The 12119-nt window shown below is 70.1% G+C and carries 14 protein-coding genes; 10 read left to right on the top strand and 4 right to left on the bottom strand.

Annotated features, from left to right (window positions below; genetic code table 11):
* The first annotated feature begins 16 nt into the window (after window positions 1-16).
* From LPN01_RS05620 to LPN01_RS05610, 3 genes are read left to right on the top strand one after another with little or no spacing between them, the layout of a single operon-like run.
* A complete protein-coding gene (locus LPN01_RS05620; protein ID WP_262827380.1) occupies window positions 17-733 on the top strand; it encodes an ABC transporter ATP-binding protein in 717 nt (238 codons plus the stop codon).
* Window positions 734-1939 carry an ABC transporter permease gene (locus LPN01_RS05615; protein ID WP_262827379.1) on the top strand — a complete coding sequence of 402 codons (1206 nt, stop codon included), beginning with the start codon at window positions 734-736 and terminating at the stop codon, window positions 1937-1939.
* 43 nt (window positions 1940-1982) lie between these two features.
* Window positions 1983-3116, top strand: a complete 1134-nt coding sequence (locus LPN01_RS05610) for a glycosyltransferase (RefSeq protein ID WP_262827378.1) — start codon at window positions 1983-1985, stop codon at window positions 3114-3116.
* Between the two features lie 7 nt (window positions 3117-3123).
* Here the strand turns inward: LPN01_RS05610 and LPN01_RS05605 are convergent, their stop codons facing one another.
* Entirely contained in the window at window positions 3124-3585 is a 462-nt protein-coding gene (locus LPN01_RS05605; protein ID WP_262827377.1) for a hypothetical protein, read from the bottom strand.
* 178 nt (window positions 3586-3763) lie between these two features.
* On the opposite strand from LPN01_RS05605, the gene LPN01_RS05600 reads away from it, so the two are divergent.
* Window positions 3764-5167 carry an NAD(P)H-dependent flavin oxidoreductase gene (locus tag LPN01_RS05600; protein WP_262827466.1) on the top strand — a complete coding sequence of 468 codons (1404 nt, stop codon included), beginning with the start codon at window positions 3764-3766 and terminating at the stop codon, window positions 5165-5167.
* Window positions 5168-5364: 197 nt separating this feature from the next.
* Here the strand turns inward: LPN01_RS05600 and LPN01_RS05595 are convergent, their stop codons facing one another.
* The gene (locus LPN01_RS05595) at window positions 5365-5562 is read right to left on the bottom strand and encodes a hypothetical protein (RefSeq protein ID WP_262827376.1); all 198 of its coding nucleotides are present in this window, start codon (window positions 5560-5562) and stop codon (window positions 5365-5367) included.
* A gap of 90 nt (window positions 5563-5652) precedes the next feature.
* Window positions 5653-6645, bottom strand: coding sequence for a 2-hydroxyacid dehydrogenase (locus LPN01_RS05590; RefSeq protein WP_262827375.1), 993 nt, complete (start codon window positions 6643-6645; stop codon window positions 5653-5655).
* Window positions 6646-6746: 101 nt separating this feature from the next.
* Between LPN01_RS05590 and LPN01_RS05585 the strand changes: the two genes are divergently transcribed.
* Together LPN01_RS05585 and LPN01_RS05580 are read left to right on the top strand one after the other, a co-directional pair.
* A complete protein-coding gene (locus LPN01_RS05585) occupies window positions 6747-7235 on the top strand; it encodes an SH3 domain-containing protein (protein ID WP_262827374.1) in 489 nt (162 codons plus the stop codon).
* A gap of 92 nt (window positions 7236-7327) precedes the next feature.
* Complete coding sequence (locus tag LPN01_RS05580; protein ID WP_262827373.1) at window positions 7328-7783, top strand: hypothetical protein; 456 nt, start codon at window positions 7328-7330, stop codon at window positions 7781-7783.
* A 15-nt stretch (window positions 7784-7798) separates the two neighbouring features.
* Here the strand turns inward: LPN01_RS05580 and LPN01_RS05575 are convergent, their stop codons facing one another.
* Entirely contained in the window at window positions 7799-8986 is a 1188-nt protein-coding gene (locus tag LPN01_RS05575; protein ID WP_262827372.1) for an acetyl-CoA C-acyltransferase, read from the bottom strand.
* 262 nt (window positions 8987-9248) lie between these two features.
* On the opposite strand from LPN01_RS05575, the gene LPN01_RS05570 reads away from it, so the two are divergent.
* The 4 genes from LPN01_RS05570 to LPN01_RS05555 are packed head-to-tail and all read left to right on the top strand — an operon-like array spanning window position 9249 to window position 12064.
* Window positions 9249-9461, top strand: coding sequence for a hypothetical protein (locus LPN01_RS05570; RefSeq protein WP_262827371.1), 213 nt, complete (start codon window positions 9249-9251; stop codon window positions 9459-9461).
* A gap of 1 nt (window position 9462) precedes the next feature.
* Window positions 9463-10221, top strand: coding sequence for a prepilin peptidase (locus LPN01_RS05565; RefSeq protein WP_262827370.1), 759 nt, complete (start codon window positions 9463-9465; stop codon window positions 10219-10221).
* Window positions 10218-10652, top strand: coding sequence for a hypothetical protein (locus LPN01_RS05560; RefSeq protein WP_262827369.1), 435 nt, complete (start codon window positions 10218-10220; stop codon window positions 10650-10652). The genes LPN01_RS05565 and LPN01_RS05560 overlap by 4 nt, the downstream gene beginning before the upstream one ends.
* Window positions 10649-12064, top strand: coding sequence for a coniferyl aldehyde dehydrogenase (locus LPN01_RS05555; protein WP_262827368.1), 1416 nt, complete (start codon window positions 10649-10651; stop codon window positions 12062-12064). Before LPN01_RS05560 ends, LPN01_RS05555 begins: the two co-directional genes overlap by 4 nt.
* Window positions 12065-12119 lie beyond the last annotated feature (55 nt).

Genomic DNA, 12119 nt, shown 5'->3' with positions numbered 1-12119 from the left:
ACGCAGGGAGCGGGACATGGCTGACCCGATCATCACGATGCGCGGCGTGACCAAGGTCTACGGGACCGGCGCGACGCAGTTCCAGGCGCTGAAGGGCGTCGATCTCGACATTCAGGCGGGCGATTTCGTCGCGGTCATGGGGCCGTCGGGATCGGGCAAGTCGACGACGATGAACATCCTCGGCTGTCTCGACGTGCCGTCGGCGGGGACGTTCCTGTTCCGCGGGCACCATGTCGAGACGCTCGACCGCGACCAGCGCGCGTTGCTGCGCCGCCGCTACCTCGGCTTCGTGTTCCAGGGGTTCAACCTGTTGTCGCGGACCAGCGCGCTCGAGAACGTCGAGCTGCCGCTGCTCTATCGCGGCGAGGACAAGAAGGCCCGGCGCGAGCTGGGCATGGCGGCGCTCGCCAAGGTCGGGCTCGACCGCTGGTGGGACCATACGCCCGCCGAACTGTCGGGTGGCCAGCAGCAGCGCGTGGCGATCGCGCGCGCGATCGTGACGCAGCCCGACGTGCTGCTCGCCGACGAACCGACCGGCAACCTCGATTCGGAACGCTCGGTCGAAATCATGGAATTGCTGACCGACCTCAACCAGACGAGCAACATCACCGTGCTGATGGTCACCCACGAACCCGACATGGCCGCCTTCGCGCGCACCGTGATCCACTTCAAGGACGGGCTGGTCGAGCGGATCGAGGCGCAGCATCGACAGGGCGAGGCGGTGGAGGCCTAGATGCTCGGCACCACGCTCATCCTCGCGCTGCGCTCGATCCGCCGGCACCTGCTGCGCTCGTTCCTGACGATCCTCGGCATCGTCATCGGCGTCGGCGCGGTCGTGACGATGGTGACGCTTGGCAAGGCGACCACGACCGCGGTCCAGCAGCAGATCTCGGCGCTCGGCAGCAACATCCTGCAAGTCCGGCCCGGTCAGGGCTTCGGCCGTGGCGGCGGCGGGCCGCAGCCGCCCAATTTCACGATGGACGACGTCGAGGCGATCGCCAACCAGATCGCCGGCGTCACCGCGGTCGCGCCGCAGGCGAGCGCGTCGGCGACCGCGATCTACGAAGGCGCCAACTGGTCGACCTCGATCAACGGCACCACCAGCGCGTTTCTCGTCGTCCAGCCGTGGCCGCTGGTCAACGGCCGCTACTGGACGGCCGCGGAGCAGGAGGCGGGCAAGGCGGTTTGCCTGATCGGCAACACGGTTCGCCAGAACCTGTTCCGCGGCGCCGATCCGATCGGTGCGCGCATCCGGCTGGGCAACGTCAGCTGCGACGTGATCGGTGCGCTCAGCACCCGCGGGCAGGGCGGGTTCGGCGATCAGGACGATGTCGTCGTGATGCCGATCAAGACGGTGCAGCGCCGCTTCACCGGCAATCGCGACGTGCGGCTGATGCTGGTCGGCGTCGACACCGCCTATCAGACGAGCAACGTGCAGTCGGCGATCACCGACCTGCTGCGCGAACGCCGCCATTTGCAGGCCGGCCGCGACGACGATTTCAACATCTTCGACACCAAGCAGATTTCCGACACGCTCACCGGCACGACCACGCTGCTGACCCGCATCGTCGCGGCGGTGGCGGCGATCAGCCTCGTGGTGGGCGGTATCGGCATCATGAACATCATGCTGGTGTCGGTGACCGAACGCACGCGCGAGATCGGTATCCGCCTGGCGATCGGCGCGGTGGCGCGCGAGGTGCTGCTGCAATTCCTCGTCGAGGCGGTGGCGTTGTCGTGCCTCGGCGGGGTGATCGGCCTCGTCATCGCGCAGGGCGTGATCCTCGCGCTGGTGCCGCTGATGCAGGTGCCGTGGACGTTCGATCCGCAGATCAACCTGATCGCCTTTGCCATATCGGCGGTGATCGGGGTCGTGTTCGGCTATTTCCCGGCGCGGCGCGCGGCGGCGCTCAACCCGATCGACGCGCTCCGCCACGAATAGGCGCCGGCTTCCGCGCGTCGGCGTCGCACGCTAGACGGGCGCGATGCCGCAGCCCGTCCACATCCTCCACCTCCATTCCAGTTTCAGCCTCGGGGGCAAGGAGGCGCGGGCGGTCCGCCTGATGAACGCGTTCGGCGACGCGGCGCGGCATACGATCGTCAGCGGCGTGCCGGACGAACTGGGCGCGCGCGCCGCGATCGGCCGCCACGTCCGCTACGAGATCGCGCAGGTCGCGCCGCCGCTCACCGGCCGCCCCTCGGTCGCGCGCTACGAGGCGCTCGCGCGCTTCATGCGCCGGTTCGACCTGGTGCTGACCTACAATTGGGGGGCGATCGACGGCGTCATGGCGCGCCGCGTGTTCCCGAAGGGAGCGCCGCCGCTGGTCCATCACGAAGACGGCTTCAACGCCGACGAGGCACGCGGGCTGAAGGTCGAGCGCAACGTCTACCGGCGCATCGCGCTCGGCGCGGCACATGCGCTGGTGGTGCCGTCGGAGGTGCTGGAGGACATCGCGCGGCGGACGTGGAAACAGCCTGCGTCGCGCGTCCATCGCATCGCCAACGGGATCGACACCGCGCTCTACGCGCAGCGCCCCGATGCGCGGGCGATCCCCGGCTTCGTCCGCAACGGCAAGGAAGTCGTGATCGGCGTGCTCGCCGGACTGCGCGCGGTGAAGGACCTGCCGCTTCTGGTGCGCGCGTGCGGCGGCATCGCCGGCCGGTTCCGGCTGGTGATCGTCGGGGAGGGGCCAGAGCGCGACGCGATCCTGGCGGCGGGACACGCGATGGGGATCGCCGATCGCGTCGTGCTGCCCGGCTTCCTCGCCGCCCCGCACCGGTTCGTCGGCGCGTTCGACATCCTGGCGCTGTCGTCGAAGAGCGAACAATGCCCGATCAGCGTCGTCGAGGGGATGGCGGCCGGGCTGCCGATCGTCAGCACCCCGGTCGGCGACGTCCCGCGCATGGTCGCGGCGGAGAATGCGCCCTTCGTCGCCGGCGGCGACGAGGTGCTGCTGCGCGACGCGCTCCAGGCGCTGGTAACGGACGCGGACCTGCGCGCGCGGGTCGGCGCCGCGAACCGGGCAAGGGCACGCGCGCTGTTCGACGAGGGCACGATGGTGGCCCGCTATCGCGGACTGTACGAAGACGCGCTCGGAAGGCCGGGCGCGCTCGGATAGCGCACGGTCAGACGCGCTCGGCGCGTTCCTCGCGGATGCGCGCCGCGAAATGCAGCGCGGGTGCGTCCGCACCGGCGGTTGCGACCAGCGCGAGGTCGGCGGCCCCGATCAGCAGGCCGTCCTCCACCTCGGGCTCGCGCGCCTCGGCCGCGGCGATCGTCTCGGCGAGGATCGCGCGCGCGGCGGGCTCGCCATAGGTCAGCGCGAACGCGGTCAGCGCGACGCCGAAACATTCCTGGTCGCTGGATGGCGCGGCGGGCTGGTGCTGCAACGACGCACAGGCGGCGCCGAGGATATAGGCACGCGACCACGCCGATCCGGTCGGCCCCTGTGTCGGTACCGCGCCCGCGGGCATGCCAAGCCGCTCGAGCTGCGTGAGCAGCAGCGCGCCGAGCGGCGAGCGGAGCGTGACGCCGGGTTGCTGGCGTGCCGGGCGCCGCGGCGCGATCAGGTGATTGAGGGCCCCCATCGGTCGATTTCCTCATGCGGTTGCGTTCGAAGCGCCTGCTGTGCCCGATTAGGGTTAACCGACGCCTAAGCCGCCGCCACCGCCGTGTTCCGGGGGCATCGAGCGCAATTCCTTCGCATCGCCGCATCCTTCTTGTATAGCCGGCCGTATTTACCCCCGGGATGAGGTGATGTTTTCCGTGTTCAAGGGCCTGAAGCCGATCGTCTACAATGGCCGCGAGGTCTTGCCGCTGGTCGAAGGCGGCAAGGGCGTCGCCGCGACCAATCACGCCTCGGCCGGGGCCTGGGCCGCCGCGGGCGGCATCGGCACGGTTTCGGCGGTCAACGCCGACAGCTACGATCCCGACGGCAAGATCATTCCCCAGGTCTATCGCGCGTTGACGCGCCGCGAACGCCACGAGGAACTGGTCGAATATGCCATCGAGGGCGCCGTCCAGCAGGTCTATCGCGCGCATGAGATCGCGGGCGGCAAGGGCGCGATCAACATCAACGTGCTGTGGGAAATGGGGGGCGCGCAGCGCATCCTGCACGGTGTGCTGGAGCGCACCCGCGGCATGGTCGCGGGCGTCACCTGCGGCGCCGGCATGCCTTACAAGCTGTCGGAGATCACCGCATCCTACGGCGTGTCCTACCTGCCCATCGTGTCGTCGGGCCGCGCCTTCCGCGCGCTGTGGAAGCGCGCCTATTCGAAGGCGTCGGAATGGCTTGCGGCGGTGGTCTACGAGGACCCGTGGCTCGCCGGCGGCCACAACGGCCTGTCCAACGCCGAAGACCCGCTGAAGCCGCAGGATCCGTTCCCCCGCGTCGCCGAACTGCGTGCGGTGATGCGCGAAGGCGGCATTCCGGATACCACGCCGATCGTGATGGCGGGCGGCGTCTGGTACTTGCGCGACTGGAACGACTGGATCGACAATCCCGAACTCGGCACGATCGCCTTCCAATACGGTACGCGCCCGCTGCTGACGCAGGAAAGCCCGATTCCGCAGGACTGGAAGGACAAGCTGACCCATATCGAGGAAGGCGAGGTGCTGCTACACCGCTTTTCGCCGACCGGTTTCTATTCGTCGGCGGTGCGCAATCCGTTCCTGCGCAACCTCGAGGCGCGCTCGGACCGCCAGATCGCCTTTTCGACGCAGGAGGCCGGCGACCACGTCTTCCAGCTCGACGTCGGCGTGAAGGGCAAGAATTTCTGGGTCACGCGCAACGACCTGCTCCGCGCCCGCCAGTGGTTCGGCGAAGGCTATACCGACGCGCTCAAGACGCCAGACAACACCCTGGTGTTCGTGACGCCGACGGAAAAGGGCATCATCCGCAAGGATCAGGCGGATTGCATGGGCTGCCTGTCGCAATGCTCGTTCTCGAGCTGGGCGGATACCGAAACCAACTCGACCGGCCGTCTCGCCGATCCGCGCAGCTTCTGTATTCAAAAGACGCTGCAGGACATCGCGCACGGCGGCGACATCGACCAGAATTTGATGTTCGCAGGTCACGCGGCGTATAATTTCAAGCGCGACCCATTCTATTCGAACGGTTTCGTGCCGAGCGTCAAGCAGCTGGTCGACCGCATCCTGACGGGCGACTGACCGATAGCGGCCAGCGTGGACGAAACCACGTGACCCGGCGCCGTTCGGCTCCGGCGAAGGCCGGGGCAAGTCGCGGCGGCTGAGGGGGTCGGTCTTGGCTCGCTCCCCCGCCTGTCGCACGAAGGGGTCCCGGCTCTCGCCGGGACGGTCGACTTGCAGGGGACGCAGTAATGCGGCGCTCCGCCGCTCCCGCTGGACTATTTCGCGACGGTGCCGACGACGGCGCCCGCGGTGCCGCCGACCGCTGCGCCCTTTTCCACGCTGCCGCCGGTGGCCGCGGCGACGCCGGCGCCGCCCGCGGCACCGATGCCCGCACCCTTCAGCGTCGAACAGGCCGACAGGCTTGCGGCCGTGCCGAGTAGAAGAGCGGAGGCGATGAGGGGGCGAAGGGTCATGGCGTGCATCCTGTGCTGGGTGGAGGCCAGCTCAATGCCGCAGTGCGGCGATCCGTTCCCGCGGACACGATTCGTCATGCGGCGGCGCGGTCAGGCCCAGCCTTCGAGAACCTGGTCGGGCGGGCGATGGCCGTCGGCCCACATGCGGATGTTCTGGATGACGCGTTCGCCCGACGCCTGCCGGCCCTCCAGCGTCGCCGAACCCATGTGCGGCGTCATCACCACGTTGGGCAGCGCCAGCAGCCGCGGGTCGATGCGCGGTTCGTGTTCCCACACGTCCAGCCCCGCGCCGGCGAGCAACCCCGCCTCCAGCGCGCCGACCAGCGCGGTTTCGTCGACGATGCCGCCGCGCGAGGTGTTGATGAGATAGACGTGGCGGCGCATCAGCCCGATCCGGCGGCGGTCGATCAGATCGCGGCTGTCGGCGTTGAGCGGCGTGTGGATCGAGACGATGTCGGCGACGCCGAGCATCGCGTCCAGATCGGCATGGAAGGTCGCGCCCAGTTCCGCCTCGACGACGGCGGGCAGGCGATGGCGGTTGTGATAGTGGATCGACAGGCCGAACGCGCGGGCGCGGCGAGCCACCGCCTGGCCGATCCGCCCCATGCCGACGATGCCCAGCGCCTTGCCGCCGATCCGGTGGCCGAGCATGCCGCCGGGGCTCCAGCCGTGCCATTCGCCCGAACGGACCAGCTTCTCGCCCTCGGCCAGGCGCCGCGGAACGGACACGATCAGCGCCATCGCCATGTCGGCGGTGTCCTCGGTCAGTACGCCCGGCGTGTTGGTGACGATGATGCCGCGCGCGCGCGCCGCCTTCAGCGCGATATGGTTCACGCCGGCGCCGTAATTGGCGATCAGCCGCAACCGGTCGCCTGCGGCCGCGATCAGGACCGCGTCGATCTCGTCGGTGACCGTGGGTACGAGCACGTCGCAATCAGCCATCGCTGCGGCCAGACGCTCGCGGTCCATCGGCGCATCGCCGCGGTTGTTGACGGTGTCGAACAGCGCCTCCAGCCGATCCATGACCGGGTCGGCGAGCTCGCGGGTCACGACGACCCTGGGGTGGCGGCGGGACGGTGTCATCGCGGTTCCGGCTTGGCGGAGCATGCGGCGGGCGTCAACGGATCGTTGCTGTTGGCGCGTCCCGCGCTACAGAGAAACGGTCGGGCAGAAGGACAGGGACGATGCGCTATTGGGCATGGGCGGCGGCGGGACTGGCGATGCTGGTCGCCGAGGGCGGCGCATTGGCCGCCGAGGCCAAGCGGAAGGTGCCGTATTTCGGGTCGATCGCCGCGGGCCGCGCACGCATGCGCACCGGCCCGGACAAGACCTATCCGGCAAACTGGCTGTACCAGCGCGCCGATTTGCCGGTGCGCGTCGTCGCGACGTTCAAGCAGTGGCGCAAGGTCGAGGATCCCGACGGCACGCAGGGCTGGATGCTCGCCGCGCTGCTCAGCGAACGCCGGACCGCGATCGTCCGCGGTACGCAGCCGCTGGCGATGCACGACGCGCCGTCCGCCGGCGCGAAGCTGCTCTGGCGCGCCGCGCCCGGCGTCGTCGGCCGCATCAGCGCCTGTACCGACGGCTGGTGCCGGCTCGACGTCAAGGGGCAGGCGGGGTTCGTGCAGGCGGCCAGCCTGTGGGGTGTGGAGGGCGGCGAACGCCTGCCCTGACCCGGCGAATTCGACGGCTCTCCAGCGATAACAGCTTGTTAGGACCGAAGCGGTATTGCCGTCCTTCCGATATGTCAGGAAGGACGACGCCCGTGACGCCGACCGAACCGCTGCCGTTGCATCACAGCTGGGCACTGGCCGACGTGGCGCAGCGGCTGGATCTGGGCCGTCTCTGCGACGACGATGCCGGCGACGCCGTCGCCATGCCACGCCTCGACCCGACGCGCGGCCATTGGGCCTGCGACCTCGCCGACAACAGCCTGCATTGGTCTTCGGAGGTCTACCGCCTGTTCGGGCTCCCGGACGCCATCGCGCCGACCCGCGCCGGCACGCTGCCCCTCTATGCCGAACGCTCGCGCGCGGCGATGGAGCGGCTGCGCAGCCACGCCATCCGTCACCGCCGCGGCTTCACACTCGATATCGAGGTGTACCCGGCGAACGCCGCGACGCGGTGGATCCGGCTGGTCGCGGCGCCGGTGTGCGAGGATCAGCGCGTCGTGCGCCTGCACGGCAGCAAGTCGGACGTGACGCACCTCTACGCCCGCTGACCGCCGCCGCACCGGCTATCGCATCAATTCGACCGCCATCGCCGTCGCCTCGCCGCCGCCGATGCAAAGCGAGGCGAGGCCGCGGGTCTGGCCGGTCGTCTCCAATGCCGACAGCAACGTCGCGAGGATGCGCGCGCCGCTCGCCCCGATCGGATGGCCGAGCGCGCAGGCGCCGCCGTGGACGTTGAGCCGTGCGGCATCGAGGCCGAGATCGTGGATCGCGATCATCGATACCGCCGCGAACGCCTCGTTCACCTCGAACAGGTCGACGTCGTCGCGGCTCCACCCGGCACGCTCCATCGCCTTGCGCATCGCGAAGACGGGGGCGGTGGTGAAGCGGGCGGGCGCGTGCGCATGCCCGGCGTGCGCCACCACGCGCGCGACCGGCGTCAGCCCCAGCCGCTCGGCGACCGACGCCCGCGTCATCACCAGCGCGGCCGCGCCGTCGGAGATCGACGAGGCGTTGGCGGCGGTGATGGTGCCCTCGCGCGAAAAGGCGGGCTTGAGCGTCGGGATCTTGGCGACGTCGCCCTTGGCGGGCTGTTCGTCGAGCGCGACGAGCGTGCTGCCCTTGCGGCCTTTCACCTCGACCGGGACGATCTCGCGGTCGAAGGCGCCGGATCGTTGCGCCTTTTGCGCGCGGGTCAGCGATTCGATCGCGTAATCGTCCATCGCGGTGCGCGTGAACTGATATTCGGCCGCCGTCTCTTCGGCGAAGTGACCCATCAGCTTGCCGGGTTCGTAGGCGTCCTCGAGCCCGTCGAGGTACATGTGGTCGTACAGCGTGTCGTGGCCGATGCGCGCGCCGGCACGGTGCTTGCGCGACAGATAGGGGGCGTTGGTCATGCTCTCCATGCCGCCCGCGACCAGCAGGTCGACCGATCCCGCCGCAAGCGCATCCGCCGCCAGGATCGCCGCCTGCATCCCCGATCCGCACATCTTGTTGACCGTGGTCGCCTCGACGTGCGTGCCGAGCCCGGCGCCGATCGCCGCCTGGCGCGCGGGCGCCTGGCCGAGACCCGCCGGCAGGACGCAGCCCATGTAGATGCGCTCGACCGCCTCGGCCGACGCGCCCGATCGCTCGACTGCGGCCCGGACGGCGGCAGCGCCGAGTTCGGTCGCGGACGCGCCCGCCAGCGCGCCCTGGAACGACCCCATCGGGGTGCGGGCGTAGCTCAGGATGACGACGGGATCGGTGGACAAGGCGGCTCTCCGGTGTTCTGGTTGCCGCCGATCTAGGACGTGGGACGGGGCAGGGCAATGACGGGACGATGCGTGCGGCGGCCGGCGCAACGCACCGCGCAGCGGGCGGGGGCAGGGGCGCGTCGCGCTGACGGCGCGGGCGTGCGCGATGCCCTGCGCCGGACGGTGTTCGCCCGCCGACGGATCGATCGGCGCGCCCGCGCGCTTGCGGCGCATGGAAGATTTTATCGAGCCTATCCGGTGGTTTGCGTCGATCAGCGGGATGATCGCGGCGGCCGTGGTGTCGCTGGACTGGGGACGGCGGGACACCGGCTGGGCGATGGCGCTGTTCTGCCTGTCCGCGCTGGCGTGGATCACGGGTGCGGTACTGATGCGCGACTGGGCGCTGGGATCGCAGAACGTCGTGCTGCTGCTGATCGACCTGCTCGGCGTCTATCGATACCTGATCCGCGATCCCGAGCCCGACGAGGCGTAGGATGAGCGGCGCAGCGGCGTGGTGGCCGCTGGCGCTGGGCGTGCTGGGTGCGATCCTCGGCAGCTTCGTCGCCGCGCTCGTTATCCGCTGGCCGCAGGGGCGATCGATCGTGCACGGCCGTTCCGCCTGCGACGATTGCGGGGCGACGCTCGGCGCGGCGGACCTGATCCCGCTGCTCAGCTTCGCGGTGCAGCGCGGACGCTGCCGCCGGTGCGGCGCGCGGATCGATCCGCGCCACTGGTGGATCGAGCTGGCGGCGCTCGCGATCGGCGTCGTGGCGGGGGTTGCCGCGCCCGGGTGGACGGGGCTGGCCGGCGCGATATTCGGCTGGCTGCTGCTCGCGCTCGCCGCGCTGGACGTCGCGGCATTCTGGCTGCCCGACCGGCTGACCGCCCTGCTGGCCGTCGCGGGACTCGCGAGCGGCGCGGCGGGGTTCGATCCGCCGCTTGCCGACCGGCTGATCGGCGGCGTCGCCGGCTATGGGATGCTTGCCGCCATCGCGATCGGCTATCGGGCGTGGCGGGGACGCGACGGCATGGGCGGCGGCGATCCCAAGCTGCTCGGCGGCATCGGCCTGTGGCTCGGCTGGCGGATGTTGCCCGCGGTGCTGGTCATCGCGAGCCTCGTCGGGCTCGGGGTGGCGCTGTTCGCGCACCTCTCCGGGCGACGCGTCGCCGCCGACACCGCGCTGCCGTTCGGCGCGTTGCTGGCGGTGGCGGCTTACCCCGCGTGGCTCGCCATGATAGTCCTGGCGGCATGATCGCTCTGCTGTTCGCCGCACTGGTCCAGGCCGCGCAAGCCGCGCCGCCCCCGCCCGCCGCCGCCGTCACGCTCGGCCCGATCGGCGAACAGCGGCTGCCCGCCAAGGGCTGCGCCGCGTATCTGTGGAGCGTCGCGGATCGTCAGCTCGTCGCGATGGCGACCGCCGATCCCGCCACGATCCGCGTGTCGCTCGGCGGCCGGACGCTGGACCTGACGCGCAGCGCCGGCGAAGGCGCCGGCAAGCTCGGTTTCGCCGACCAAGCCGAATATCGCGGCGGCGACGTCACCGCCCGGCTGACGATGGAGATCGTCCAGCAGGAGGCGCTCACCGCCGGGGCGAAGGTGCCGGCGGGGTCGCTGCAGATCGATCGGCCGGGGCAGGACGGGATCGTCGTCCCGGTCGCCGGCCTGATCGGCTGCCGCGCATGACGATCGCGGCGCTGCTCGCCGCGCAGCGCGCCGCGGCGATGGCGGAGCTGCCGGTGACGATCGCCGCACGCAAGGACCGGCTGACGCGCGCCGCGGCGATGATCCGCGACCATGCCGGCCGCTTCTGCGACTCGCTGTCGGAGGATTTCGGGCACCGCAGCCGCGACCAGTCGATGCTGACCGACATCGCCGGCTCGATCGCGCCGATCACGCATGCGCTGAAGCATGTCGAGCGATGGGCGGCGCGCGAGCGGCGGGCGGTGCAGTTCCCGCTCGGCCTGCTCGGTGCGCGCGGCTGGGTGGAGTATCAGCCCAAGGGGGTCGTGGGCGTGATCGCGCCGTGGAATTTCCCCGTGAACCTGGTGATGGGGCCGGTCGCGGGCGCCTTCGCCGCGGGCAACCGGGTGATGGTCAAGACCAGCGAGTTCACCCCGGCGACCGCCGCCGTGTTTGAGGCGGTGGCCGGCGACTATTTCGCGGCGGACGAACTGTCGTTCGTATCGGGCGGGCCGGAGGTGGGGCAGGCGTTCGCGGCGCTGCCGTTCGACCATCTGCTATTCACCGGTGCGACCGGGATCGGCCGCCATATCCTGCACGCCGCTGCCGACAACCTGACGCCGGTGACGCTGGAACTGGGCGGCAAGAGCCCGGCGATCGTCGGCACGCACGCCGACATCGCACAGGCGAGCGAACGGATCGCGATCGGCAAGATGCTGAACGCGGGCCAGATCTGCCTCGCGCCCGATTACGTGCTGGTGCCCGCGGCGCAGGAACAGGCGCTGGTCGACGGTCTGACGGCCGCGGCGACCGCGATGTACCCGACGCTGCTCGCCAACCCCGACTATACCTCGGTCATCAACGACCGCCATCACCGCCGCCTGACCGACTGGCTCGACGACGCGCGCGGCAAGGGTGCGCGGATCGAGACGGTGAATCCGGCGAACGAGGATTTCGGCGCGTCGAACAGCCGCAAGATGCCGCTGCACATCGTCCGCGACGTCACCGACGACATGACGCTGATGCAGGAAGAGATATTCGGCCCGATCCTGCCGATCGTCCGCTACGAGGGCATCGACGCGGCGATCGCGCGGGTCAACCGCGGGCCACGCCCGCTCGGCCTCTATTACTTCGGCCGCGACGCGGGCGAGCGGCGGCGGGTGCTCGACCGGACGGTGTCGGGTGGCGTGACGCTGGACGACGTCGTCTTTCACGTCTCGATGGAGGACCTGCCGTTCGGCGGCGTCGGACCGTCGGGGATGGGCAGCTATCACGGCATCGATGGCTTCCGGACGTTTAGTCACGCCAAAGCCGTGTTCAAACAGGCGCGGATCGACGTTGCGAAACTCGCAGGACTGAAGCCGCCATACGGTCGTGCCTTGGCCGCGTCGGTTCGTCGCCAGATCAAGGAATGACCGGTAACCCATTGATTCCAATATCATTACCGCTGGAAGCGTCGGATAAACGTAC

It is taken from the genome of Sphingomonas sp. A2-49 (assembly GCF_025548555.1).
GTDB lineage: Bacteria > Pseudomonadota > Alphaproteobacteria > Sphingomonadales > Sphingomonadaceae > Sphingomonas.
The sequence above is the reverse complement of the archived record's forward strand: the minus strand, read 5'-3'. Positions and strand labels throughout refer to the sequence as shown.

Excerpts from the sequence above, each read along its gene's own strand:
- LPN01_RS05585 (WP_262827374.1), top strand. The coding sequence starts at position 6,747 with ATGCGCTATTGGGCATGGGCGGCGGCGGGACTGGCGATGCTGGTCGCC.
- LPN01_RS05565 (WP_262827370.1), top strand. The coding sequence starts at position 9,463 with ATGAGCGGCGCAGCGGCGTGGTGGCCGCTGGCGCTGGGCGTGCTGGGT.
- LPN01_RS05590 (WP_262827375.1), bottom strand. The coding sequence starts at position 6,645 with ATGACACCGTCCCGCCGCCACCCCAGGGTCGTCGTGACCCGCGAGCTC.
- LPN01_RS05560 (WP_262827369.1), top strand. The coding sequence starts at position 10,218 with ATGATCGCTCTGCTGTTCGCCGCACTGGTCCAGGCCGCGCAAGCCGCG.
- LPN01_RS05595 (WP_262827376.1), bottom strand. The coding sequence starts at position 5,562 with ATGACCCTTCGCCCCCTCATCGCCTCCGCTCTTCTACTCGGCACGGCC.
- LPN01_RS05605 (WP_262827377.1), bottom strand. The coding sequence starts at position 3,585 with ATGGGGGCCCTCAATCACCTGATCGCGCCGCGGCGCCCGGCACGCCAG.
- LPN01_RS05570 (WP_262827371.1), top strand. The coding sequence starts at position 9,249 with ATGATCGCGGCGGCCGTGGTGTCGCTGGACTGGGGACGGCGGGACACC.
- LPN01_RS05555 (WP_262827368.1), top strand. The coding sequence starts at position 10,649 with ATGACGATCGCGGCGCTGCTCGCCGCGCAGCGCGCCGCGGCGATGGCG.
- LPN01_RS05615 (WP_262827379.1), top strand. The coding sequence starts at position 734 with ATGCTCGGCACCACGCTCATCCTCGCGCTGCGCTCGATCCGCCGGCAC.
- LPN01_RS05610 (WP_262827378.1), top strand. The coding sequence starts at position 1,983 with ATGCCGCAGCCCGTCCACATCCTCCACCTCCATTCCAGTTTCAGCCTC.
- LPN01_RS05620 (WP_262827380.1), top strand. The coding sequence starts at position 17 with ATGGCTGACCCGATCATCACGATGCGCGGCGTGACCAAGGTCTACGGG.